Source organism: Nocardia vermiculata NBRC 100427, from assembly GCF_001613265.1.
In the GTDB taxonomy this organism is placed as follows: Bacteria; Actinomycetota; Actinomycetes; order Mycobacteriales; family Mycobacteriaceae; genus Nocardia; species Nocardia vermiculata.
The window spans coordinates 87,002-111,334 of the sequence record NZ_BDCA01000002.1 but is presented as its reverse complement, the minus strand read 5'-3'; the positions used below and the strand labels follow the sequence as shown (position 1 = coordinate 111,334).

The following is a 24,333-nucleotide window of genomic DNA, read 5'->3' as shown; positions in this document are numbered from 1 at the left end:
TTCGGGAAGGGAGCGATCATGATCGAGATTCTGAACCGGCTCGTCGACGAGATCGAAGCGCATCTCGGTGATGGGGTCGATATCGACGCGTTCGCCGCCCGTACCGGAACGACCGGGTATCACGCGCGTCGGATGTTCTCCTCGCTCGCGGGGATACCGGTGTCGGAGTACGTGCGACGGCGGCGGATGACCGTTGCCGCGGCGGACGTGATCGGTGACGAGGATCTGCTGACCATCGCGGTGCGGTACGGGTACGGGTCGACCGAGGCGTTCGGTCGCGCGTTCCGTGCCGTGCACGGTGTCGGTCACGGTGAGGTTCGCCGTGCCGGCGGCCCCCTTCGCAGCCAACCGCAACTCAGGTTCCGCCTGACCGTCGAAGGGAGTACCCCCATGGACGCCCGTATCCTCGAGCGCCCCGCTTTCCGTCTGATCGGGCATGCCGCCCGCGTGCCGCTGATCCACGAGGGCGTCAATCCGCACATTCAGCGTCATATCGAGTCGTTCCCGGTTGCCGAGCACGAACGAGTGAAGCAGTTGAGCAATACGGACCCGGCCGGTCTACTGCAGGTCAGCGCCGACGTCGATCCCGACTACACGGAGGGAAGTACATTGACCTACCTGCACGGGGTGGCCGTCGACGCGGCCACCGCGGTACCCGACGATCTCGATGCGATCGAGCTCCCGGCCGGGCAGTGGGTCGTCTTCCGCACCTCCGGGGAGCATCCCGCAGCGCTGCAATCCACCTGGGCCGCAACGGCAACCGAATGGTTCCCGTCCAACCCGTGGCGGCTGCGTCCAGGGCCCTCGATCGTGTCGATCCTCGAGCATTCGCCCGACTTCGCCACTGCCACATGCGAGTTGTGGCTGCCCGTCGAACGCAACTGAATGCCGGGGCTCTCAGCCGGTTGTCGTTCTCAACAACACCTCGAGCTGGGAGTGGACTCGTTCGAGCGGGGTGGTGGAGCGGGCTGCCAGGCACAGCATGACCGCGCCCTCGATCGCGGCGATGATCGTCGTCGCCACTGCCTCCGCATCGGATCGTTCGGCGCCGTGGGAGACCAGTACGGGGGTCAGGAGTTGCTGCCAGTGCTCGAATATCCGGCCGGCACTGTCCCGGGCGGCGGGTAACTCCTGGCCTCCGTAGGCGGCTGCGGCGATGGGGCAGCCGGCCGTGAAATCCGAAGTCTGCAGCAGCATTTCCCAGAAGGCGATGAACGAGCCCAGTGCCTCCGACGGTGTGCCGTCGGGGGCCAGGGCCTCGATCATGGCGCTGATCCGGGCGCCGGCATCGTCCACGGAGGTGGTGATCAGCTCGCCCATCCCGCCCGGGAAGTGCAGATATATCGACCGGCGGGCCACGCCGCTGCGGCTGAGCAGGTCGGCGACCGAGGTGCCGGCTACGCCCTGGCGCTGTATCAGCTCGATGGCACTGTCGATCAAACGTTCACGCACCGATTCCGTCATGGGATTCCCGGTTCAGATGCCCTTTCGGCAAACGATCAATGGTATACCGGTCATTCTATCCGGTGCTGGGTGCCGGACGCATCGACGGCCCGACCCGAAACCGGTTCGTCAGCGCTCGACGGCACCGTGTCGGATGTCTTCGGGTCCTCCCCGGTGGTTTCGGACTGCATCCAGCCCAGCAGTACCGATCCCTCGGTCGGTCGTCGCCACGGCAACAGCAGTGCGACGGCGATCGCGCACAGTACGGCCAGGCCCACGGTCGCGTAGGACGCGATCTGGAAGCCATCGAGTGCCGCGGCCTTCATCGTGACGATGAGGTGTTCTCTGCTTCCGGCGAACAAGGACGAGATCTCGTGCCGGCGGATTTCGAGGACGGTCAGAACCGATTGGCGCGCATACTCTTTCTGCTGCGGATCCATGAGGGATTCCGGGATCGTGTCGACCAGTGGTGCCACCTTGTTCGTATAGGTCGAGGCCACAATGGATCCCAGGACGGCGACGCCCAGCGCGCCACCGATTTCCCGCGTGGTGTCGTTGACCGCGGAACCCGCGCCTGCCTCTTCGAGCGACACCGCGCCCATGACGGATTCGGTGGCCGGTCCCTGCACGGTCGCCAGGCCGAGCCCCATCAGAACCATTGATATCAGGACGATGCCCACATACGGAGAGTCGACGGTGACCTGTCCGGCCAGTGCCATACCTGTTGCGAGGACCACGAATCCGCCGACCAGCACCGCTGTGGTGCCGATTCGCTGAGCGAGCATGGTGGCCGCGGGAGCGGCGACGAGGACGGCGGCCGCGAACGGGAGTGACCGGATGCCGAACTCCAGCGGGCTGTATTCCTGGATGCCCTGGAAGTATTGGGTGATCAGGAACAGGAAGCCGAACATCGAGAAGTAGGCCACCGTGATCGACAGTGCGGGCAGCGAGAATCGGCGGTTGCGGAACAGTGTGACGTCGAAAACCGGGTTCTCGACGCGGGTTTCGCGCCACACGAAGGCGGCGATGAACAGTACTGCGAGAACGTAGACCGCGATACTCGTCGGGGACAGCCATCCGTTGCGCGGTCCTTCGATGATCGACCACACCAGTGTGATGATCCCCGCCAGCGAGAGCAGCAGGCCGAGCACGTCCAGCCGCCCGTGTGTCTTGGTGCGAGATTCCGGGAGCACCACGGCCGCCGCGATGAGGACGCCGAGCGCGATCGGAACATTCAGCCAGAACACCGAATGCCAGGAGAAGTGTTCGAGCAGCCAACCGCCTGCCGTGGGGCCGATGGCGACGGCGAATCCGGCCATCGCGGTCCATACCGCGATGGCGGCGCCGCGGGCCTTGGGGGCGGTGAAGGTGTTGGTGATCAGCGCGAGGGTCGCGGGGAACACTGCTGCGGCGAAGATGCCCATGGCGGCGCGGGCGGCGATGACGATCCCGATATCGGTGGCCAGTGCACCTCCGACGGACATCACCGCAACTCCGGCCAGGCCGATCATCATCACGCGTCGGCGTCCGTATCGGTCGCCGAGATGGCCGCAGGCCAGCAGTAGTCCGGCGAAGGTCAAGGTGTAGGCGTCCACGATCCATTGCAGATCGGCGAATCCGGCGCCCAGTTGTACGCCTATCGACGGCAGGGCCACGTTGACCACGGTGTTGTCGAGCAGGACCAGGAGTTCGGCGAGACAGACGACGACCAGGATCGCGGCGCGTCGCCACCTGGTCGGGCCGGTGGGTGCGGCGGCGACCGGTGCGAGATCGGATGCGGTGGTGACGGTCATGCCGGCCTCAGGCTTCCGCGCAGGTGGACGTGGTCGAGAACGCTGATCGGTGGGTCCGGAAGGGCATGGTCGCCTCCTGTGATGGGAAATGCCTGTTCAGGGCGCTGACTTGAAGTAGAACGAATGGTATACGTAACTCTGAGTTTCAGTCAACAGGGCGACGGCGGTCTGGAGGTGGTCGTCGATCGGGGGTGGATGCAGCGTTGACGACGGCCGGGGTGCGCCTTAAGGTAATCGTTAACCCCAACGCTTACCCAGGGTCTACGCGCTACAGTAGGTAAACGTTTACCCATGGTGATGCAGGGAAGGACACAGCATGTCGGTTGGCGGGCGCGTGACGCTCAAGACGATCGCCGAATCTCTCGGAGTCTCGGTGAAGACCGTGTCGAGGGCGCTCGCGGGTAAGGACTCGGTGGGCGCGGAGTTGCGAGCACGCATCCGCGCGGAGGCCGACCGGCTCGGCTATGTGCCGAACTCGATGGCCCGATCGCTGGTCTCCGGCGCCGCGATGACCGTGGGAATGGTCATCACGCACCCGGCGAACCCGTTCTACGCGTTGCTGATCAGTGCGGTCGAGGAACGGTGTCGCGCGGCCGGCTATTCACTGCTGCTCGTGGTCACCGAGGAAGATCTGGAGACCGAACGCGAAGCGGCACAGGCGCTGCTGCGGTGGGGCGTCGACGGTGCGGTGGTGACTCCGGTGCAGCAGGGTGCGCAGCATTGGCAGCGGCTGCGCGATGCCGGGGTGCCGATCGTGCTGGTCAACCGTGGGCTGGAGGGCTTCGACTGCGACTTCGTCGGGGTCGACCATGAACGCGGAAGCTACCGAGCCGTCTCCCATTTGCTGGATGCCGGTGCCACCGCAGTCCACCTGCTCGAAGAGGATGTGCCGTTCTCCTCGGCCGCCGATCGGCGCACCGGCTTCCACCGTGCCCTCGCCGAACGCGGCCTGCCCGTGCACGAAGACACCGTCACGCTGGTGCCGCCGTCGACGCACGAGCGGCGGGTGCTGCCCTGGGATGCCGGTGCCGCCTACCGGTGCGCGCAGCAGTTGGTGAGCAGGCTCGAACCGGGCGCGGCGGTGCTCACCGGGAGCGACTACTTCGCGCTCGGCCTGTATCGCGCCCTGTCGGAGCAGGGAATCGATGTGCCCGGACAGGTTTCGGTGATCGGGCACGGCGACCTGCCGTTCGCCGCCTATCTGCAACCGGCGCTGTCCAGTGTCCGTCCACCGGCCACCGAGATCGGTATCCGCGCCGCGGACCTGCTGTTCGAGCGCATTCACGGCTCGACCGCACCGACCGTGACCAGCTATCTCCCGCCCGAGCTGAGGATTCGTGCCTCGGCCGGAGGCGACGACCGGAACGAGTGAAAGGAATCAATCGATGCCGAAGAGGGGAATGGATCCGGTGACGGTGCACGAACCGGCTCGCGACATACCGGTCGTGGCCGATGTCGACGTCCTGGTAGTCGGCGGTGGCCCGGCCGGAGTGTGCGCCGCGGTAGCGGCGGCACGCGCGGGCGCGAGCACCTTCCTCGTCGAACGGCACGGATTCCTGGGCGGTATGTGGACCGCCGGCATGGTCCTCACCCTCGCCGGTTACAACTCGTGGCTGCGGCCCTACCGCCGATGCGTCGAAGGTGTCCCCGCGGAGTGGGTGGCCCGGGCGGCACAGCAGGGTGGTGCCGTCGACGGTGACGGCTGGGTTCTGAATTCGGATCCGGAGGTGATGAAGCGGGTCGCCGACGAGATGATCGAGGCCGAGGGGATCGGCCTGCTGCTGCACAGCTGGGGTGCGCGCCCGATCGTCGAGGACGGCACCGTCCGCGGCATATTCGTCGAGAACGTCGACGGCCGGCGAGCCATCCGTGCCGCTGTCACGGTCGACTGCACCGGTAACGGAGATATCGTGGCCGGCGCCGGATCCGACTGGATCAAAGGCAACACGTTGCAGCCGATGACCATGCCGTTCCGCGTGGGGTACGTGTCGCCGGACCCGGAACGCGAACATGCCGCACCGGTGCGGATCCCCATCGGCCCCGAGGCGACGCTGCTGCAGCAACCGATGCTGGGGCAGTACGCCTCCACCCGCCGCGATATCGACCTGGACGTGGAGGCGATGCGAGCGGCTCGGTCGCGGGGTGAACTACCCCCGTTCGGCGGACCGTGGTTCGGCGGTATGGAGAAGGACATCGCGTGGGTCAACACCACCCGCGTCGTCGGCGATGCCTCCGATGCCGAGGAGCTCACCCGCGCCGAGATCACCGGCCGTCAGGACACGGTCGTCCTGCTGAATGCGCTGCGCGAACACAGCCCGGCTTTCGCGGACGGGCGGCTGCTGCAGACGAGCACCCAGATCGGGGTGCGCGAGACCCGTCGCCTGCTGGGTGCGTATACCTTGACCGGCGACGATGTCCGCAACACCGCCCGGTTCGACGACGGAATCGCGGTCGGCTGCTGGCCGATCGACGTCCATCAGGCCGGAGATGTCGGTGTGCACGCGATGTATGTGCCACTGCCGTACGAGATTCCGTATCGCAGTCTGCTGCCGCAGCACACCGACGGGCTGCTCGCCGCCGGCCGCTGCATCTCGGTCGATCGCGAGGCGCTCGGGTCCGCGCGCGTGGGGGCCACCTGTGCCGCCACCGGGCAGGCCGCGGGCGTGGCGGCGGCGCTCGCGGCGGCGAGCGGGCAACGGCCACGGCAGCTCGACGGCGCCAAGATCCGGGCCGCGATCCAGGAACAGGGCGGCCGCGTGACGTCGCCGGTGCGATGAGACCTCGGGAGAACACAGTGCACGGCGAGACAGCGGCGGGCCGCTCGGGTGATACAGCGGCGGGCCGCTCAGGTGATCCAGCTGCCGAGAGTCGGAAAATTTCCCCGCAGGCCCGCAAGGTGCTCGTCGCGGCCGGAATCGGTCATTTCATCGAGTGGTACGACGTCGGGATCTACGGGCTGCTGGCTACCTTCCTGGCCGCGAACTTCTTCGTGTCCGGCAATCCGACGGCCGCGCTGCTGTCCACCTTCGCTGTCTCCGCGATCGGATTCGTGCTGCGGCCCCTGGGCGGCCTGTTCTTCGGACCGCTCGGCGACCGCATCGGCCGGCAGCGCACCCTGGCCATCGTCGTGTTGTTGACCTCGGGGTCGACCTTCGCGATGGGAGTACTGCCCACCTACGACAGTGTGGGCATCCTCGCGCCGGTGCTGCTGGTGGTCGCCCGGATGGTGCAGGGCTTCGGCGCCGGCGGTGAGACCTCGAATGCGGTGGCATTGTTGTTCGAGTACTCGCCGCGCACCCGCCGGGGATTCATGACGAGTTGGATGGACGGCATCGGTTTCGTGGCGACCGTGGTCGGTTCCGCGCTCGCCCTCGCGCTGATCACGGTGCTCGGCCAGGATGCGATGACCGGCTGGGGCTGGCGGATCCCGTTCCTGATCGCGCTGCCGCTCGGACTGGTCGGGCTCTACATCCGGATGAAGCTGGAGGATTCCCCGGCGTTCCGTGAACTCGAGGCCGAGGGGCAGGTCGCCGAATCTCCGACGAAGGAGGCGTTCCGCACCGGATACAAGGCGATGCTGGTGCTGTGTGGTGTGTTGCTGCTCAAGGCGATCGCGCACTGGGCGCTGGTGTCATTCCTGCCCAGCTTCCTCAGCGGTGACCTCGGATTCAGTACCTCCCAGGCGTTCGCGACCACGACCGTGACCATCGGCGCGACCGCGATCGCGGTACCGATCATGGGAGCGGTCTCGGACCGGGTCGGCCGCAAACCGATGTTGGTGGCGGGTGCCGCCGGATTCGTGGTGTTCGCCTGGCCCGCGTTCTATCTGATGTCGCGCGGCAGTGTCGCGCTGGCGATCCTGGCCATGCTGATCCTCGGCCTGCTGATCGCGGTGTTCGACGGCGCGTTGAGTGCGGCGATGGCCGAGCAGTTCCCCGCGCGCATCCGCAGCGGCGCCATGGCCATTCCGTACAACCTGGTGGTGGCGGCCTTCGGTGGATCGGTGCCATATGTCGCAACCTGGCTGGTCTCCAGCACCGGCAGCCGGCTAGCTCCCGCGTTCTACGTGATGCTGCTGTCCGCGATAACCCTGGGCGTGGTGATCACCTCGATCCGCGAAACCGCACCGCGACCGTAGTTCCGCACACCGCCATACCGAACGAAAGATCCCGACCATGTCCCAGCCGAATCGCCGCGTGCTCGTCCGATCCATCGACGACATCACCGTCGAGCAGGTCCCCGCGCCAGAACCCGGCCACGACGAACTGCTCATCCGCAGCACCGTCGTCGGCATCTGTGGCTCCGACACCCATGCCGCTCTCGGGCACCATCCTTTCATCGAGCTGCCCTACCGGCCCGGACACGAAGTGGTCGGTGTGGTGGTCGCCGCCGGGGCCGGGGCTGGGGATTTCACCGCGGGGACCCGCGTAGTCGTCGAGCCCAACCTGTACTGCGGTCGTTGCGCCCAGTGTCGTTCCGGCCGCTACAACATCTGCCGTGAGCTGGAAGTTTTCGGCTGCCAGACACCCGGCGGAATGGCCGAACTCTGCACGATCCGCGCCGATCGCGTACACCGGGTGCCGGCAGCCATGACCGACCGGCAGGCCGCCCTGGTCGAGCCGCTCGCCACCCCGGTGCACGCGGTCGGCAAGGCCGGTGATCTCACCGGCAAGACGGTCGCCGTGCTGGGTGCCGGGCCCATCGGGCTGCTCGTCCTGGCCGCGGCCCGGCACGCCGGTGCCGCCCGGATCGTGGTGACCGACCTGCTCGACGGTAAACGGGAGCGGGCCGTGCGGCTCGGCGCCGACGACGCCCTGCCCGCCGACGCGCCGGATCTGGCCGACCGGGCCCGGGAGGTACTGGGCGGTCCGGCCGATGTGGTCTTCGACTGTGTGTCCCGCGAACAGTCCATGGCGCAGGCCGTCGAGCTGGTGACCAAGGGCGGCCACATCATCGTGGTCGGCGTCGGAGCGCCCGGTGCCACACCGATCCGGCTGGACCTGGTGCAGGACCGGGAAATCCGGATCGAAGGCACCCTGATGTACACCGCCGACGACTATCGGGTGGCCTTCGACCTGATCACCGCGGGTGCGATCGACGCCGAGGCGATCATCACCGCCACCTACCCGCTCGACCAGGCGGACCAGGCCTTCGCCGCGGCACTGCGACCCGAGCACGTCAAGGTGCTCGTTACTGTGGCGCCATGATCGTCGTCGCCGGTGAGGCACTGATCGACCTGGTACCGCAGGCCGCCGGAGATACTTGTGCGCCATTGGTTCCCGCATGTGGGGGAGGGCCGTACAACACCGCTCGTGCACTCGCCCGCCTCGGGTCCGCGGTCGGTTTCTGCTCCCGGATCTCCTCGGACCCCTTCGGCACGCTGCTGGCCGACCGGCTGCGCGCGGACAACGTGGACCTGGGCCTGGTGCAGCGTGGCCCGGAGCCGACCACCCTGGCACTCGCGGCCGTCGATGCCGACGGCTCCGCCGCGTACACCTTCTACTGTCAGGGCACCGCCGACCGGTTGTTCACCCTGCCGGGCCCACTACCGGCCGAGACCCGGGCGGTCTCGTTCGGTACCTGCTCACTGGTTCTCGAGCCCGGCGCCGGCGCCTACGAGGAGTTGATGTACCGGGAAGCGCGGGCCGGTCGTTTCATCGCCCTCGACCCCAATATTCGTGCCGGCCTCATCGAGGACCCGGACGCCTATCGGGCTCGCTTCGATCGCATGCTGGGCTCGGTGTCGTTGCTCAAGCTCAGCGAGGAGGACGCGCAGTGGCTCGGATTCGATCCGGCGGTCCGGTCGAGTGCGGGACCGGCCGCCGTGGTGGTGACGCGCGGCGCGGCGGGACTGACCGTGCACACCCGCGAGGGTGACTATTCGGTGCCCGGCGAGGCCGTCGCCGTGATCGACACCATCGGCGCCGGCGATACCGTCAATGCCGCTCTGCTGCACGCACTTTCCGAGCTCGATCTGCTGTCGGCGCAGGCACTGACGGGAATGTCCGAGGACCACTGGCGGCAGGTGCTCGGCTTCGCAGCCCGCGCCGCCGCGCTCACCTGCGCCCGCGCGGGTGCCGACCCCCCCTTCGCACACGAAACACGCGGCCTCCAATCGCACTGACCGAATCCGAATCCGCGTGATTCCGCATGCCGGCACGGTCGCCGGGGACACCGGATCAGCGGGGCTGCAGGACCACCACCGGGATTTCGCGGTCGCCCGCCCAGGTCTGGTAGGTGTCGAAGTCGGCGTAGGCGTCGACCAGGTGCGGCCAGAGCCGGGCGCGTTGTGGGGCGTCGGCGATCACCGCGCGCACCGGGTGCCGGTCGCGGCCGATCTGGATCGTGGCGTCGGGGTGGGCGCGCAGATTGTGGTACCACTGCGGATGTTTGGCCAGCCCGCCCTGGGAGGCGACGATGACGGTGTCGGCGCCGTCGGTGATGTACAGCAGCGGTGTGATGTAGGTGGTGCCCGATTTCCGGCCCCGGTGTTCGAGCAACAGGGTCGGGACCGGCTTACGGAAGCCGGCGCCGACGCGCCACTTGCCACCGATCCGGCCACCGGTGCGCTGATAGACCCAGACCTGGGTCTTGCCCATGATTTTGAAGATCTTCGGCAGCATCGGCGAATCGAGCTGTTTCGGGCGCGGCGGTGTGGTGGCGGCCATGGTGTCCTTCTCTCCGGCGTACGTCCGCCGACCATACAGCTTCGACCATATGTATGGTCAAGGGTGGAACCGTATTTCTCACGGGTCGATACGGCGGGCCCGTGCTCCGGGCCGGGACGGAGGGTGCCGTGCGCACGCATGGATGGTCGGGGGCTGCGCCGGCCGACGACGAGGAAGCGGTCGCGCGGATCCTGGAAGCCGCGCGCGTGGCGATCGATCGATCGGGCGCCGAGGTCACCATTGCCGAGGTCGCGCGTGAGCTCGGTGTCACCCGCCAGACGGTCTACCGCTACTTTCCCACCGCCGAAACACTGCTGACCAGTACCGCTATCGCGCACACCGGGCAATTTCTCGAGGTGCTGTCGGAGCGGCTGAGCGGCATCCGGGATCCGGCGACCGCGGTGGTCGAGGGCATTGCCTATACCCTCGAGCGCCTGCCGCACGAGAAATATCTCAACCTGCTGCTCACCCCCGGTCGCGCGAGCGCATTCTCCGCGGGCGTCACCTCCGATACCGCATTGTCCTTCGGTCGCACCATCCTGCAACGCTTTTCGGTCGACTGGTCCGCGGCGGGGCTCACCGATGCGGGACTCGACGAACTGGTCGAACACATGCTGCGCATGGTGCAATCGTTCGTCATCGATCCCGGGCGTCCACCGCGCAGTGGCACCGAACTCCGCACCTATCTGAGCACCTGGGTGGCACCGGCGTTACCGGCCGGCCGCTGAGCCTCGTCGATATCGGGCGGCGGCCGCGTCCGGGTGTGTTGCGGTACAACGGTAGTGATCCTCGGCGGCGAACGCGGCGGGGCCGTAGCGGTGTAACGGAAAGGTGTGAATACTGTGCTGGCTGATCGGTTGCCGGTCCGGGTGGGCGATATCGTGGTGCGGAAGCTGAACCATGCGGACGCGGAGCCGTTCGCCCACGGCACCGACGACGATCTGGTGCGCAGGTTCGGACATCTGCCGCTGACGGAATACACGGCCGACGTCGTACGTGCGCAGATCGACGGCGTGATCGCGGCCGGGCTGGCGGACGGTTCGCTCGCGGTGCTCGCGATCGCCGACGCCGAATCGGATGCCTTCCTCGGCAGTGTGGTCCTTTTCGACATCCGCGCCGATCGCCTCGAGGTGGGGTTCTGGCTGAGTCCGGCGGCGCGTGGCCGCGGTGCGGCGCGCAAAGCTGTGCAGGCTGCCGAACAGTTGGCGACTTCTGCCGGCTGCGCCGTTGTCGAGGCTCGCACATCTCCCGCGAATTCCGCATCGGTCCGGGTACTCGAGCAGGCCGGATTTCACCAGCGCGGCAGCGCCGCCACGGGGTCGGCGCCGTCGGGCGAGGAGGTCACCCTGTTGATGTTCGAGAAGCGGCTCGAGTAAGGCCGAGACCCGGGTGCTCAGGCGGCGTGCGAGATGTGCTCCGCGGATTCGCCGATGACCGCCGCCTGCGGTCCGGCCAGGGTGCGGATGAAAGCTTCCTGACCGGCACGTCCCTTCGCCGCGGCGCGGTCGAATTGGCCGGGGACCAGGCGGGCCCAGCAGGAGCGGACCACGTTGACCGGGATGCGGGTCATCGGGTACCAAGGCACCGTGTAGGCGGGCAGACCGAGCTTCTTCATGGCGGCGGGGCCGAGGAACATCGTCGCGATGGACAGATGCTGGGAGCGCGCGATGTGACGGCGCAGGGTGGGGAAGCGGTCGAAGTACCAGCCGAGTGGTTCGTCGCGCATCGGGATCGCCAGCTGCCGGCTCGTCTCGTCCGGGTTCGTGATGGCGGTCATCGTGTGGTAGAGAATGCGGACGCTGTCGCGGAAGTCCTTGGGCAGGAAGCGTTCCTCTACGCCCATCACCCAGCCGACGTAGCGGGTGAAATGCGCGAAGTCCTCGGCTTCGCGCGGGGTGACCAGATTACCGAGACCGAGGGCGCCGATCATCGGGGCGATCAGTGCGCCGACCATGGTGGCGGCCATATCGGTCTGATTGATGGGCAGCCCCCATTCCGCACCGCGCCAGTCCGGCATCGCGGTGATGTGCCGACGCACCAGGGAGTGGATGAGGCGGACGTGCAGGGTCGAGCGATAGCCGACACCGCCGGGCGCCATACCGCCCGGGCCGGTGACATCCATTGCCCACTGGGTGGTTTCGGCGAAACGCTTGGCGGGGCCCTTCTCCAGCGCGCCGGTTCGGATCAGTGTCTTGTTGAAGCCGGAGGCCAGATATCCGCCGAGGAACGACATATCGCGGGCGACGTACAGTCCGTCGCGCCCGCCCAGCGCCGAAATGCGTTCGGCCCGGCGGATTCTGTCCCAGTCCACCCAGTCGGGCACATCCTCGATGTACTCGAAGAATTCGCGTAACTGCCGCGGTGCCTCCGGGACCGTGGCGATGCCGTCGCGCACCGCACGTTCGAACAGTGGGCGCGTGCTGGACATGCCCTCCTGGTACATCCACTCCACCAGATCGTCCATCGGCCGGTCTCCGACGGTCAGCGCTTCGCCCAGCTCGCGGAACTGTTCGGCGGTGGGCTTGCCCACGCCCAGCATGCGTGCGAGCGACCCCAGCCCGGGACCCGGAACCGACCGGGGCGAGGCCGGATGGCGCAGCGGAACGGTCGACGTCACGATGTCCTCCTTCAAGAGATCTGGCAAGATCCTCTACCAGAATAACTCTTGTGGCAATACTTGTTGCCAGAAAACAGTGTCGTCGCAGCTCACCAGGGCCTAGACCGACAGGTCGACCGGGTATCCCCGCCCGTTGCGCCGGAACTATTCCTGGCTGATCGCACCTTCCGGGCAGGCGCTGATTGCTTCGGCTGCCGCGCGTTCGTGTGCGGCCGGAACCGCTGCCGCGTGTGCCCGGGCGTATCCGTGGTCGGTGAGCTCGAAGACCTCGGGGCAGAAGGCGACGCAGACGCCGTGACCTGCGCAGCGATCGGAGTCGACCGAAACCCTCATCGGGCACCGCCCGTGGGGGTGAAGCGCAGGTGAAGTTCGCGCAGGCCGCGCAGCAGGAAGGTGGGTTCGTAGTCGTAGTGGCGGTGTGCGGTGGAGCCGTGCACGGATTCGTCGATGGTGATGTCGGTGAGACGATCGAGTATGCGGCTCAGCGTGATTCGTCCTTCGATCCGAGCCAGTGGTGCGCCCGCGCAGGTATGAATTCCGCGCCCGAAGGCGATGTGTTCGCGGGCGTTGCGGCGATCGGCCACGAATTCGTCCGGACACTCGAATTTTCGCGGGTCGCGGTTGGCCGCGCCGATGCACAGCATCACCACGGTCCCGGCCGGGATATCGACCTCGCCCAGCCGAGTTGTCTTGCGGGCCAGCCGAAAATCCACCTTGGTGGGGCTTTCGATGCGTAGCGCTTCCTCGATGAAGGACGGGATGAGGCTGCGGTCTTCGCGTACACGCTGCTGCAGATCCGGTTGTTCGGCCAGGATGCGCAGGGCGGAGCTGAGCAGCTTGGTCACCGTTTCCTGACCGGCGGCGAACAGGAATGTCGCGGGCCGGACGAGTTCGATCACCTCGGGAATCGCCCCGTCGGGGTAGGTGGTGTCGGCGAGCGCGCCCAGGATGTCGGCGCGGGGAGTGCGGCGGCGGTCGGTGATGTAGTCGCCGAAGGTGGCCTCGAGCCATTCGAGCGGATTGGTGCCCACCGGTTCGTGGTCGAGCGCGCCCACCCGGCTGCCGGGGGCGGTGTGCCCGGCCAGCACCGAGCGGAACTCGTCCCGGTCGGCGTCGGGGACACCGAGCAGGTCGGCGATCGCCAGGGTGGCGAAGGGGCGGGCGTATTCGTCGAGGAATTCGCAGCGGCCGGTGCCGATGAACTCGTCCAGTTGGCGGTCGGCGAGTTGCCAGATGTAGTCCTCGTTCTCCTTCAGCCGTTTCGGGGTCAGGAGCCGGCTCAACAGCGCCCGGTGCTTCGTGTGCTCCGGCGGATCCATCGTCACCATATGCTCGAAGATCGGGAATCGGTGTCGATGCTGCTCGATCTGGGCCCCGATGTCCTCGCCGGCCGGTTCGAAGGGCAGCGGCGGGAACGGACCACCGATCGAGACGCACGCCGAGAAGACGTCGCCGGCCCGAAAGGCCTCGGTGACCTCTTGATATCCGGTCACCGCCACGACACCGTAGTGCGGTTCGCGGAATACCGGATTCCTGCTGCGCAGGTAGTCCATGTACGCGTAGGGGTCCTGGGCCACCTGGGGATCGGAGAAGTAGTCGATTGCTGCCAGGTCCGTCATGATGCCTCGGCTCTCCGTCGATCCTCATGGAATCCTGAGCGATCGATCAAACTGTTAGAGTGGGGCATGCTTATCACGCGACGCGGCGGACGGTCAACGGCCGGACCTGATTTCGATCGTATCGAGCCTGGTAGTGATGGCGGCACCACCCGGTCGAGCCGATGACGAAGCGCGGTGACGGTGGTGCGCGCCGTCGTCTTATGGAGGCGACCGCTCAAATTATGCGCGATGAGGGGTATGCCGCGGCGACCTCGCGCCGGGTGGCTGCCGTGGCCGGGGTGAAGCCGGCGCTGGTCTACTACTACTTCCCGACGATGGACGATCTGTTCCTCGCGGTCGTGCGCGAAGGCGCCGAGGCGGCGCTGTCGCGGATGCGTGCGGCCATCACCGACGACGATCCGTTGCGCACGCTCTGGTCAATCAACACCGACTCGCGTTTCACGCAGCTCAACACCGAATTCATGGCATTGGCCAACCATCGCAAGGCAATCGGTGCCGAGCTGAAGGTCTATGCCGAGCGGGTGCGAGATATCGAGACCGCCGCGGTCACGATGGTGCTGCGCGCCAACGGGGTGGATCTGGCCGAGTTTCCGCCGGTGGTGGTCTCGATGCTGCTCACCGGCGCGGCGCGCATCATCTGCAACGAAGGCGCGGTGGGGGTGGAGCAGGGGCATGCCGAGCTGGCGGCCTTCGCTGAACGATACCTGCGCCGTGCCGGTGCCGGTTGGCCGTCGGCGGACCGTGGGAGCGCCGCCACGCCGGGATCGGCCCACTCTGCGGAAAAATAATTCTCCTTATGAGAGAATGACGTTCATCAGGGTATATGCCGTGATTCTCGGGCCGTATCGCCGGTGCCGGCGTCGCGGAGTCGTTGACAGCCCCTCGGTGCGGTGTCACAGTTTGATCGATCGCTCAGTTTCGGGCGGTCGACATTCCGGGACATCGAGCATCGATGTGCTCGAGCGGCAACGAACGAGGTGTTTTATGGCTGGTCGGGTAGAAGGCAAGGTTGCCTTCATCACGGGTGCGGCACGGGGGCAGGGGCGTAGCCATGCGGTGCGCCTTGCCGAAGAGGGCGCCGACATCATCGCCGTGGACGTGTGTAAACCGGTCAGCGGCACCGATCTGATTCCACACTCGACCCCGGCCGATCTGGCCGAGACGGTCGAACTGGTGAAGGGGCTGGGGCGGCGGATCATCACCGCGGAGGTCGACGTCCGTGATTTCGACGCGCTGAAGGCCGCCGTCGACGACAGTGTGGAACAGCTCGGCCGCCTCGACATCATCGTGGCGAATGCGGGCATCGGCAACGGCGGGGCGACGCTCGCCGAAACCAGTCAGGAAGACTGGGACACGATGCTCGGGATCAATCTCGAGGGTGTCTGGAAAACGGTCAAAGCCGGTGTGCCCCACGTGATCAGCGGTGGCAACGGCGGTTCGATCATCCTGACCAGCTCGGTGGGCGGGCTCAAGGCCTATCCCAATACCGGGCATTATGTCGCTGCCAAGCACGGTGTGGTCGGCCTGATGCGTACCTTCGCGGTCGAACTGGGTGCGCAGTCGATCCGGGTCAACTCGGTGCATCCGACGAACGTGAACACGCCGATGTTCATGAACGAGGGCACCATGAAGATGTTCCGTCCCGATCTGGAGAATCCCGGCGTGGACGATTTCCGTCCCGTCGCGGAGTTCATGCACGTGCTGCCCATCGGCTGGGTGGAGCCGGTCGATATCAGCAATGCGGTGTTGTTCCTGGCCTCGGACGAATCCCGGTACGTCACAGGGCTTCCGGTCACGGTCGACGGCGGCAGCATGCTCAAGTAGCAAGCCGCAGTGCCCCGGAAGCGTGGGTGAGGGCGGCGGGTCCGGCGATCCGTGTCGGATCCGTCGCCGTCGTTCTCCGGCACCCGAGCTGTCGAGAGAATGCAACAATATTTGCCTCACCGTTGACCCTATGATTCGGCGCTGTCTACAGTGGCTGCAACCGGAGCGGCCCCGTGGTATCGCGTCGTGGTGCGACTCGGGCCGGAACCCTCTGGTACACGCGGAGGTTCGGATGGGTGACGGTCGTCGTTTCGTAGTGATCGGTGGAGGGCTCGCCGGGCTCGCGTCGGCGGTGTGGCTCGCCGAGGCAGGGCGGCAGGTGACCCTGCTGGAGCGGCGCGCGCGCCTGGGCGGACGTACCCAGGCGATGACCGTGCCCGAGGTCGGCGATGTCCCCGACAACGGCCAGCATGTGATCGCCAGCGGATACAACCACCTGTTCCGGTACCTGCGCAGTATCGGGACCGAGAAGTACCTGGAATTTCCGGGCGGTGGTACCTTGCGCTGGCCCGGCGGCCGCGCAACGCCGTTGCACACCAGGGGAATCGGTGCGCTGGCGACGCTCACCGGCGCACATCCCGATGCCGGACCACTCGAACGGCTGGCCGCGGCCCGCGCCACGGTGCGCCTGGGCTATCAGGCGGTCAACCAGCCCGGCGATCTGGCTGACATCACCACCGAACAATGGTTCGAGCGCCTCGGTAGCCAGCGAAAGCCCGTACCGCACTGTGGGATTGGCTGGCGTTGGGAATCGCGGCCGAGCCGGTGCAGCGGGAGTGCGCCAAGGTGTTCGCCGATGTCCTGGCGACCGGTATCCGGCTGGGGATCCGCGACCGGCGCGCGGTGACCATCGGCTATCCGACCGTCGACCTGGACACCCTTTTCGTGCACGGTGCCGAGGAGCTGTTCCGCCGCACCGGGGTCGAGGTGCGCTATCGCGCGGTGGCCGATCGGATCCGGATCTCCGACGGTGCGGTCACCGCGGTGGAACTGGCCGACGGAACGACGATCGCCGCCGATGCGGTGATCTGCGCAGTCCCCAACTCGAACCTGCGCGGGCTCTTGGACGACCTACCCGAGCACGCCGAGATCTACGCCGCCGCAGATAAATTGGGTGTCACACCGATTGTGAGCACCAATCTGTATCTGGATCGCCCGCTGGGCACCCGCAGTGCCATGGAGGCGATCATCGGTGGTACCGGTGTCATCGACGAGGTCTTCGACCGGCAACGCATGCACGGTCGCGAACCGAACGGCACCTGGCTGTACTGTCTGACCACCAGTGGTGCTTACGAACAGATCCACCGCAGTCACGACGAGATCGTCACCGAGCAGCTGGACCTGCTGCGCCGCTACTATCCCGAGGCCGCCGAGGCGCGGGTGGTGCACGGGCATGTGGTGAAGATGCCCAAGGCCACCTTCTCCCAATCCCTGGGCACCGCCGGGCTGCGTCCCGACCAGCGCACCTCGGTGCCGAACCTGATGCTCGCCGGGGACTGGACCCGTACCGATTGGTCGGCGACCATGGAAAGCGCGGTGCAGAGTGCGGCCCGCGCCGTGGACGAGCTGCTGAAACAGCCGGCGCGGCCCGCCTGAGCCGGATTCCGGCCGGCCGCATTCACCCGGCCGGGAGCCGCTGCAGGAAGGTGCGGGCGCGGTCCAGATGCTCGTTCGTCAGACCGGTGTGCCGGTCCACCGGCACCAGCAGGGTCGGGGCGCGGTCGGCACTGCGCGCAGCGGCCCAGTCCTGGTCGGCGGGCTGGAATTCGTCGTCGAACCAGCAGATCGGCCGTTGTCGCGCCCACCGTTCGATGGTGGGCAGCTTGCCGTGGTGCCCGTCGCGGTGGCGAATCCCGGTGTCCTCGAAGATGATCACCTCCAGCGGTGGCAGGCCCAGTACCGGGCCGATCACCGTATTCGCCGCGTACTCCCAGGCCGTGGCCCACACCAGATCGGCATCGGTGGACTCGGCCAGATCCAGCAGCCGCCGGCCCAGCCCGGCATCGAGCAGGACCCGCTGCTCGATCGGGGGTATCGCCGCAATGATGCTGTGCTGCAGGGTGTACGGGCGGAAACCGGGTGGGGGTGGGAGCGCCGGCCGTGGGCAGGGGTTGAGGGGGCCGTCGATATCGAGCAGAATCGCCGCGCGGGCTGCTTCGGTCATCGGTACCCTCCCCGGTCGCACTGTCCAGGTTACGGTGCCTGCTCGGTGCGAGTCGCCCGCTCCGGCAACGGTTTCGTGTCGACCGGATAACCGATTGCGACGCGCCGCTCGACACGCGAAGGGCATACCGGAATTCACCGCGCACCTGTATCGTCGACAGCACACATTCGGTTATCGTTCATCTCATTGTCCGATGCTGCTGCCGGCGCGCCAGGACTGGTCGTCGATCCGGAGCGTTGTGGCCGGTGTGACGATCGTGCTGGGGGCCGCCGTCCGTCCCGAAAGATCGAGGGAACGTGCCTGCACCTGTCATTCTGACCGGCCGCCTGGTGCGGCTGGAACCATTGGCACCGCACCATGTTCCGGGGCTCGCCGAGGCGGGCGCCGCGGATCGCGATGCGTATACCTTCACTCCCGTCCCGCACGGCTCGGTCGAGGCGGCGGACTACGTCGCCCAGGCCGCGGCCGCGCAGGCCGTCGGCACCGCGCTGGCGTTCGCGGTCGTGGCCCGATCCGACGGGGCGGTGCTGGGATCGACCCGGTTCAACCGCTTCGACTACTGGCAGGGCCCCATGGTCTGGCCGGTGGTGCACGGTATGCCCACCGGCGACCCGGTGCACGCGGTGCCCGACGCCGCCGAGATCGGCAACACCTGGCTCTCGGTGCGGGCGCGGGGTTGCGGTATCAACCTGGAGTCGAAACTGCTGTTGCTCGCGCACGCTTTCGAGGTGTGGCGGGTGCGCCGGATCGCGCTGCGCGTCGATATGCGGAACGAGCGTTCGCGCCGGGCGATCGAACGGATGGGGGCTACCAGCGACGGGGTGCGCCGAGCTCATTCGCGCGGCCTGGACGGCACCGTCCGCAGCACCGCCTTCTATTCGATCCTCGATGAGGAGTGGCCGGCGGTACGGGCGCGGATCAACGCCGGACTGGTGCGGAAGGTGCGGCTGCTCCATGCCTGATCGAGTCAACGCCTGATCGAGCGGCGTGGCAACCGGACAGCGAACTCCGGATTTCCGGTGTCTGCTCCGGCTTCTATACTGGTGGCGCAGCGGTCGGACGCCGAGGGATCGGTCCGAATCGGGTGTCCGGCAAGTCTCGGACCGCATTCGCGTAGTCGTGAGAGGGCCGGTGGCCCTCCAGCAGGAGCCCACATGTCCGAACCTGTGCATCCTCCGCAGTCCGCCTCGCACCATCGGCTCGACCGGTCGCACACTCGCCTGTGCCTCGTCGACGACGAACAGGCCGCCCCGCTGGTGAGCCTGTTCCTGGTGCCCGAACCACGAGTCCGCGGCGCGTACATGCTGCATCTGCTCGAGCAGGCCCCCGTACGCGGCGGGCTCCGACCGGATCCGGACCTGACCGCCGAACTGGAGTCGACCACACTCCCCGGTGCCGGCGTACGCGCGCTGCCGAGTGCCGCGGGCCGGCCCGACCAGGACGTCGGCACCCCTGATCTCCGCCACATCTTCCACGATCACTACATCGGCGACGGCCCGCTCGGACTCGACACGCACGACCCGGCGGAGCTCACCCGGTTGGCCGGACTACCCGAACACGCCGTCGGCCCGCGTCGGATCGACGACTTCGCCGATCACTCCGTCCGGCAGACGATGCTCGCCGTGTACCGGTATTTCGGCGTGGACCAGCGTATTCCGTTGATGTATCACGGTTTCGCCGATCCGGGCGCCCGCTGGCTCGGGCTCCGCAGCGCCCTCGCCTGACCTCCGAAACGTCAACCGGCGGTGACGAAGCCCTGCTCGACCAGCCAATCGCGGGCGACGACGGCAGGCTCCCCGCCGTCGACATCGACCTTGCGATTCAGTTCCGTGATGGCCTCGTTGGTGAGCAGCGTCGAGATGGGTGCCATCACCTCGGAGATCTGCGGGTGCGCGTCGGCGAACGACTTCTGCATCACCAGCGCCGCATTGTATTTGGGGAAGAAGTTCAGATCGTCGTCGAGCTGCACCAGATTCAGCGCTTTGGTGCGGCCGTCGGTGGCGGTGACGTCGCCGAACTGGCAACTGCCGTTGGCGGTGGCCGAGTAGACCAGCGAATCCTGCATGATCTTCTTGTTCACCTTGTTCGGATCGATACCGTATTTGCGGGCCAGGCCCGGGAAACCGTCCTGGCGCACACTGAATTCGGTGCCGAGACAGGTCGCGCCGGTGCTCGGGTCGGTGTTCACCAGCCGGGCGTAGTCCGATAGCGTGCGGGCGCCGGTGCGGGCGGCGCTGTCTGCGGTGGTGACCATGGTGTAGGTGTTGTTCATCGGCGCCGGATCCGACCACACCATGTCGTGCTGGGCCAGATCGGCGTCGCGTACCGCTTCGAATTGTTCCGTGGATCCCGGGATCGGCGTCTCGTTGCCGAGATAGTTGATCCATCCGGTGCCGGTGTAGTCGTAGGCGATATCGACCTGCCCGTGCAGTTGCGCATCTCGCAGACTGTTGGAACCGGTGATGTTGGTCAGATCCCGTACCTGCGCACCGGCGGCGGTGAGCGCGAACTCGATCAGATAGCCGAGGATGTTCTGTTCGGTGAAGTCCTTGGAGCCCACCGTGACCCGAACACCGTCGAGTGCGGGAACCGGCCTGATACTGCCCGGACCGACCGGCAGCGGGACCGCACCGCCCGCGTCCAGCCCACAGGCGGCCAGCAGGGTTACCAGCAGCATCGCCGCCGCGGCACAGCTGCGGCGGCCGATCCGCGCGAGCGTGGTCATCGCAACCCCCGCGGCCCCAGGAACTGTTCGGCCAGTGCACCGAGCCAATCCACCAGTAGTGCCAGCGCCACCGCGAGAATCGCCCCGACCCACAATGTGACATTGTCGCGCAGCTTGTAGCCGGTATCGATGAGGATGCCCAGACCACCGGCGCTGACCAGGAACGACAGCGTTGCGGTACCGACGGCCAGCACCAGCGAGGTACGCAGGCCCGCCAGGATGTAGGGGACCGCGAGTGGGAACTCGATGCGTCGCAGCACCGTCAGTGCGGACATCCCCTGCCCGCGTCCCGCATCGACGAGCGCCGGGTCGACCTGCTGATATCCGAGGATCGTGTTGCGCAGCACGGGAAGTAGCGCGTAGAACGCGATCGGCGCCACTCCCACCCAGAACCCGGTCTGTTCGGTCCACAGGTAGGTCAGCACGATCAGGCCGATGGCGGGTGCGGCCGCACCGATATTGGCGATCCCGACGAACAGCGGTGCGAGCCGTCGATAGCCCGGCCGGGTGAGCAGGGTGCCCAGTGGCACCGACACCACCACCACGATGATCACCACGGTCGCGGTGATGGCGATGTGCTGGCGCAGCACGGTGACGAGGTTGTCGGCGTTGATACTGGCCGCTTGGGTTGCGGTGAGGGTGCGGTCGAACGCCCATACCAGCACCCCCGCGGCCAGCGCGAGGGCCAGAACCGGCTGGGCGAACAGCCGGATCCGGTCGGCGCGGCGCTCGTTCCCGACCGCCGCGCTCACGGTTGTCCGCCCGGCTGCGCGGCGGCTTGTCGATGCGCGGCGCGCACGTTCGACAGATGGCCGATCAGGGTGTCGATGGCGACGAGTCCGGCGTAGGTGCCGTCGTGGCCGGTGACGACGGCGGTGGCGGAGCTTTCGGCCAGCAGCTGTTCGAGCGCGGCCTGCAGGGTCGACTCCGCGGTGACGGTGCCGGTGACTGGCACCCCGACCTCCGACATCGACTCGGCGCGATCCAATTGGGGGGCGGAGACCCAGCGCAGCGGACGCCGGCCGGAGTCCAGGATCAGGCCCCACTCGCGGCCGCTCGACCGCAGCGCCGCACCCAATGCCTCGACCGGATCGTCCACCCCGGCGGTGACGCAGTCCTGCAGTTCCACATCCGCGACCCGGACCAGGGTGAGCTGTTTGAGTGCGGCGTCGGCGCCGACGAAACCGGCCACCGTCTCGTCGGCCGGATCGGCCAGGATCGCCGCGGGGGTGTCGTATTGCAGGATGCGGGAGCGGTCACCCAGCACCGCGATCCGGTCGCCGAGTTTGACCGCCTCGTTGAAATCGTGGGTTACGAACACGATGGTCTTGTGCAGTTCGGTCTGCAGCCGCAGCAGTTCGTCCTGCAGCAGTCCGCGGGTGATCGGGTCGACGGCACCGAACGGCTCGTCCATCAGCAACACCGGTGGATCGGCGGCGAGTGCGCGGGCCACACCGATGCGCTGCTGCTGCCCGCCCGACAGTTGCCGCGGATAGCGCCCCCGGTAGGTGCCGGGGTCCAGGCCGACCAGCTCCAGCATCTCGTCCACCCGGGCGGCGACCCGCTTCCGGTTCCAGCCGAGCAGGCCGGGCACGGTCGCGATATTGCGGGCGACGGTCAGGTGCGGGAAGAGCCCGGACTGTTGAATCGAGTAACCGATGCCTCGGCGCAAACGGTCCGGATCGACCGAGGTCACATCGCGGCCGGCGATGGTGATGGTGCCGGAGGTCGGTTCGATCAGGCGGTTGATCATCCGCATCGTGGTCGTCTTACCGCAGCCCGAAGGGCCGACGAACACCACGATCTCCCCGGCGGGAATCGTCATCGAGATGCGGTCCACCGCCGGATCGGGCTGTCCGGGATAGTGTTTGGTCACCGCATCGAGCACGATCTCCGCGGGCGGATGGCCGGTGTTCGCGGTGGTGGCGGTATCGGTCACGCTATTCCCCTCGAGGTGGTGAGCCTGCCGACGCCCACGAGTACGGCGTCGAGCAGCAAGGCCAGCACGATGATCGCCACCGTGCCGGTCAGGGCCTGTGGGACGGCGGTCGGACTGCCCAGACGGGCCAGCCCGGTGAAGATCAGATTGCCGAGTCCCGGTCCCTTGGCGTAGGCGGCCATCGCCAGAATTCCCATGCTCATCTGAGTGCTGACCCGCATCCCGGCCAAGATCGACGGCCACGCCAGCGGCAGTTCGATCCGGGCCAGCACCCGCAGCCGGTTCATGCCCACGCCACGCGCCGCATCGGCGACCGCGGGATCCACCGACGCCAGGCCGATGATGGTGTTGCGCAGGATCGGGAGCAGGGCATAGAGAACCAGCGCGGTCACGGTCGGCCGCACTCCCAGCCCCAGGACGGGGATGAGCAGCCCCAGCAGCGCGAACGACGGCACTGTCAGCACGACGCTCGCGGCCGCGGTCGCGGCGGCCGAACCCCACGGGCTGCGAAATACGGCGATCCCGACCAGCACCGCGGCCACGGTCGCGATGACAACCGACTGCACGACAGCGGAGACGTGGAGATAGGAATCGGTGAGCAGTTGCTCACGGTGGTCGACCACGAAGGTCCACAGGGTGTCCACCGGCGATGTCCTCCCAGAGCTCGGCGGCGTCTCAGTGTATCGATAGCGCGCGGTGCGCGCAGGCACCCCGGGGGCCGGAAGCGGTTCGGGCCGATCACATCGTGTGGTGGAACCGGCGGGGGTGATGCTGCGTCGAACTAGTCAGGAGGCCGAATTCCGGTCGGGGACGGAGATAATCTCGTGAGTATTTCCGGGATGCGTGGATTCGAGCGCACGCATTGGCTGCTGCTGTCGGTACTGGTGGTGATCGGCGCGCTCGCGGTGGGGGTCGTGGTGGGGCTGCCGCGCTGGCAGGACCATGGCGCACCCATTGCGGGGGAGCGGCTCGATCGCTTCCCCGATACCGATGCCGGGGCGCTGGAGCCGCAGCGCGACCGCATCATCGCGGTGACGCGTGCCGAATTCTCGAATCCGGGTGCGGGACCCAAATACGCCCAGGGCGCAGACGAGGCATGGTGCGCGGATTTCGTCAGCTGGGTGTACCGCGAGGCCGGTCGGCCGCTGTCGAATCCGAACTCCGGATCGTGGCGGATCCCCGGCGTGTCGACCCTGCAGGAGTATTTCGAAGCGAACGGTCGATTCGCGGCGGCCGATTCCGGGTATCGGCCGCGGCCGGGTGATGTGGTGATCTACGCGGCCGCGAGCCCGTTCGGGCAGCACACGAACATCGTCCTGGCCGCCGATCCGGAGACATTGACCACGATCGGCGGCAACGAACGCGATGCGGTCCGGATTCACCGGTACGACCCGTCACAGGTTCGCGGTATCGTCGGTTTCGGCCATATGTGACGTGGGGGAGGTGCACGGCACCCGCCCTTACGATGTACCCGGCGGCGCCCGGCAGCGCCGCCGTAGCGGTCCCCGTCCTGCTGCCCCCTCATCGGCAGGACGGGGATC

General features: G+C 67.3%; 24 protein-coding genes and 1 pseudogene. 14 read left to right on the top strand and 11 right to left on the bottom strand.

Annotated elements, in window-relative coordinates; genetic code table 11:
- Window positions 1–18 precede the first annotated feature (18 nt).
- Window positions 19–885 (top strand): AraC family transcriptional regulator, encoded by an 867-nt coding sequence (locus NV2_RS04155; RefSeq protein WP_067869606.1) that lies wholly within the window; start codon window positions 19–21, stop codon window positions 883–885.
- A gap of 12 nt (window positions 886–897) precedes the next feature.
- On the opposite strand, the gene NV2_RS04150 is transcribed toward NV2_RS04155, so the two are convergent.
- Both NV2_RS04150 and NV2_RS04145 read right to left on the bottom strand, forming a co-directional pair.
- Complete coding sequence (locus NV2_RS04150) at window positions 898–1,464, bottom strand: TetR/AcrR family transcriptional regulator (protein ID WP_067869603.1); 567 nt, start codon at window positions 1,462–1,464, stop codon at window positions 898–900.
- A gap of 50 nt (window positions 1,465–1,514) precedes the next feature.
- Complete coding sequence (locus NV2_RS04145) at window positions 1,515–3,236, bottom strand: MFS transporter (RefSeq protein ID WP_084473853.1); 1,722 nt, start codon at window positions 3,234–3,236, stop codon at window positions 1,515–1,517.
- A 316-nt stretch (window positions 3,237–3,552) separates the two neighbouring features.
- On the opposite strand from NV2_RS04145, the gene NV2_RS04140 reads away from it, so the two are divergent.
- From NV2_RS04140 to NV2_RS04120, 5 genes are read left to right on the top strand one after another with little or no spacing between them, the layout of a single operon-like run.
- Entirely contained in the window at window positions 3,553–4,608 is a 1,056-nt protein-coding gene (locus NV2_RS04140) for a LacI family DNA-binding transcriptional regulator (RefSeq protein ID WP_067869600.1), read from the top strand.
- A 13-nt stretch (window positions 4,609–4,621) separates the two neighbouring features.
- Window positions 4,622–6,013, top strand: coding sequence for an FAD-dependent oxidoreductase (locus tag NV2_RS04135; protein WP_067869597.1), 1,392 nt, complete (start codon window positions 4,622–4,624; stop codon window positions 6,011–6,013).
- A gap of 17 nt (window positions 6,014–6,030) precedes the next feature.
- On the top strand, window positions 6,031–7,374 hold the full coding sequence (locus tag NV2_RS04130; RefSeq protein WP_245662433.1) for an MFS transporter: 1,344 nt from the start codon (window positions 6,031–6,033) through the stop codon (window positions 7,372–7,374).
- A gap of 37 nt (window positions 7,375–7,411) precedes the next feature.
- Window positions 7,412–8,443 (top strand): zinc-dependent alcohol dehydrogenase, encoded by a 1,032-nt coding sequence (locus tag NV2_RS04125; RefSeq protein ID WP_067869594.1) that lies wholly within the window; start codon window positions 7,412–7,414, stop codon window positions 8,441–8,443.
- Window positions 8,440–9,360, top strand: a complete 921-nt coding sequence (locus NV2_RS04120; protein WP_067869591.1) for a carbohydrate kinase family protein — start codon at window positions 8,440–8,442, stop codon at window positions 9,358–9,360. The genes NV2_RS04125 and NV2_RS04120 overlap by 4 nt, the downstream gene beginning before the upstream one ends.
- Before the next feature lie 55 nt (window positions 9,361–9,415).
- Here NV2_RS04120 and NV2_RS04115 read toward each other — a convergent pair whose 3' ends face one another.
- Window positions 9,416–9,904, bottom strand: coding sequence for a nitroreductase family deazaflavin-dependent oxidoreductase (locus NV2_RS04115; RefSeq protein ID WP_067869588.1), 489 nt, complete (start codon window positions 9,902–9,904; stop codon window positions 9,416–9,418).
- A 128-nt stretch (window positions 9,905–10,032) separates the two neighbouring features.
- On the opposite strand from NV2_RS04115, the gene NV2_RS04110 reads away from it, so the two are divergent.
- Both NV2_RS04110 and NV2_RS04105 read left to right on the top strand, forming a co-directional pair.
- A complete protein-coding gene (locus tag NV2_RS04110) occupies window positions 10,033–10,632 on the top strand; it encodes a TetR/AcrR family transcriptional regulator (RefSeq protein ID WP_067870291.1) in 600 nt (199 codons plus the stop codon).
- 114 nt (window positions 10,633–10,746) lie between these two features.
- The gene (locus NV2_RS04105; protein ID WP_067869586.1) at window positions 10,747–11,280 is read left to right on the top strand and encodes a GNAT family N-acetyltransferase; all 534 of its coding nucleotides are present in this window, start codon (window positions 10,747–10,749) and stop codon (window positions 11,278–11,280) included.
- A gap of 17 nt (window positions 11,281–11,297) precedes the next feature.
- On the opposite strand, the gene NV2_RS04100 is transcribed toward NV2_RS04105, so the two are convergent.
- From NV2_RS04100 to NV2_RS04090, 3 genes are all read right to left on the bottom strand, one after another.
- A complete protein-coding gene (locus NV2_RS04100) occupies window positions 11,298–12,521 on the bottom strand; it encodes an oxygenase MpaB family protein (RefSeq protein ID WP_067870289.1) in 1,224 nt (407 codons plus the stop codon).
- A gap of 144 nt (window positions 12,522–12,665) precedes the next feature.
- Window positions 12,666–12,854: a ferredoxin gene (locus NV2_RS04095; RefSeq protein WP_067869583.1), complete on the bottom strand. Its 189-nt coding sequence runs from the start codon at window positions 12,852–12,854 to the stop codon at window positions 12,666–12,668.
- Window positions 12,851–14,140: a cytochrome P450 gene (locus NV2_RS04090; RefSeq protein ID WP_067869579.1), complete on the bottom strand. Its 1,290-nt coding sequence runs from the start codon at window positions 14,138–14,140 to the stop codon at window positions 12,851–12,853. The genes NV2_RS04095 and NV2_RS04090 overlap by 4 nt, the downstream gene beginning before the upstream one ends.
- 161 nt (window positions 14,141–14,301) lie before the next feature.
- On the opposite strand from NV2_RS04090, the gene NV2_RS04085 reads away from it, so the two are divergent.
- The 3 genes and pseudogenes from NV2_RS04085 to hpnE all read left to right on the top strand — a co-directional run bounded on the left by NV2_RS04085 (window position 14,302) and on the right by hpnE (window position 17,560).
- Entirely contained in the window at window positions 14,302–14,928 is a 627-nt protein-coding gene (locus NV2_RS04085; RefSeq protein WP_067869576.1) for a TetR/AcrR family transcriptional regulator, read from the top strand.
- A 196-nt stretch (window positions 14,929–15,124) separates the two neighbouring features.
- On the top strand, window positions 15,125–15,964 hold the full coding sequence (locus NV2_RS04080; protein WP_067869573.1) for a mycofactocin-coupled SDR family oxidoreductase: 840 nt from the start codon (window positions 15,125–15,127) through the stop codon (window positions 15,962–15,964).
- Window positions 15,965–16,196: 232 nt separating this feature from the next.
- Window positions 16,197–17,560: pseudogene (gene hpnE, locus NV2_RS04075) on the top strand (hydroxysqualene dehydroxylase HpnE).
- Window positions 17,561–17,582: 22 nt separating this feature from the next.
- Here the strand turns inward: hpnE and NV2_RS04070 are convergent.
- On the bottom strand, window positions 17,583–18,128 hold the full coding sequence (locus NV2_RS04070) for an HAD domain-containing protein (RefSeq protein WP_067869570.1): 546 nt from the start codon (window positions 18,126–18,128) through the stop codon (window positions 17,583–17,585).
- 296 nt (window positions 18,129–18,424) lie between these two features.
- Between NV2_RS04070 and NV2_RS04065 the strand changes: the two genes are divergently transcribed.
- Together NV2_RS04065 and NV2_RS04060 are read left to right on the top strand one after the other, a co-directional pair.
- Window positions 18,425–19,090: a GNAT family N-acetyltransferase gene (locus NV2_RS04065; RefSeq protein WP_067869566.1), complete on the top strand. Its 666-nt coding sequence runs from the start codon at window positions 18,425–18,427 to the stop codon at window positions 19,088–19,090.
- A gap of 192 nt (window positions 19,091–19,282) precedes the next feature.
- On the top strand, window positions 19,283–19,852 hold the full coding sequence (locus tag NV2_RS04060; RefSeq protein ID WP_067869563.1) for a hypothetical protein: 570 nt from the start codon (window positions 19,283–19,285) through the stop codon (window positions 19,850–19,852).
- 11 nt (window positions 19,853–19,863) lie between these two features.
- Here the strand turns inward: NV2_RS04060 and NV2_RS04055 are convergent, their stop codons facing one another.
- The 4 genes from NV2_RS04055 to NV2_RS04040 are packed head-to-tail and all read right to left on the bottom strand — an operon-like array spanning window position 19,864 to window position 23,436.
- Window positions 19,864–20,853 carry a glycine betaine ABC transporter substrate-binding protein gene (locus NV2_RS04055; RefSeq protein ID WP_067869560.1) on the bottom strand — a complete coding sequence of 330 codons (990 nt, stop codon included), beginning with the start codon at window positions 20,851–20,853 and terminating at the stop codon, window positions 19,864–19,866.
- Window positions 20,850–21,605 carry an ABC transporter permease gene (locus tag NV2_RS04050; RefSeq protein ID WP_067869555.1) on the bottom strand — a complete coding sequence of 252 codons (756 nt, stop codon included), beginning with the start codon at window positions 21,603–21,605 and terminating at the stop codon, window positions 20,850–20,852. Before NV2_RS04050 ends, NV2_RS04055 begins: the two co-directional genes overlap by 4 nt.
- On the bottom strand, window positions 21,602–22,792 hold the full coding sequence (locus tag NV2_RS04045; RefSeq protein WP_067869552.1) for an ABC transporter ATP-binding protein: 1,191 nt from the start codon (window positions 22,790–22,792) through the stop codon (window positions 21,602–21,604). The genes NV2_RS04050 and NV2_RS04045 overlap by 4 nt, the downstream gene beginning before the upstream one ends.
- On the bottom strand, window positions 22,789–23,436 hold the full coding sequence (locus NV2_RS04040) for an ABC transporter permease (protein ID WP_067869549.1): 648 nt from the start codon (window positions 23,434–23,436) through the stop codon (window positions 22,789–22,791). Before NV2_RS04040 ends, NV2_RS04045 begins: the two co-directional genes overlap by 4 nt.
- 180 nt (window positions 23,437–23,616) lie before the next feature.
- Here NV2_RS04040 and NV2_RS04035 point away from each other — a divergent pair, with 180 nt between their 5' ends.
- Window positions 23,617–24,225 carry a CHAP domain-containing protein gene (locus NV2_RS04035; protein ID WP_245662432.1) on the top strand — a complete coding sequence of 203 codons (609 nt, stop codon included), beginning with the start codon at window positions 23,617–23,619 and terminating at the stop codon, window positions 24,223–24,225.
- The last annotated feature ends 108 nt before the right edge of the window (window positions 24,226–24,333 follow it).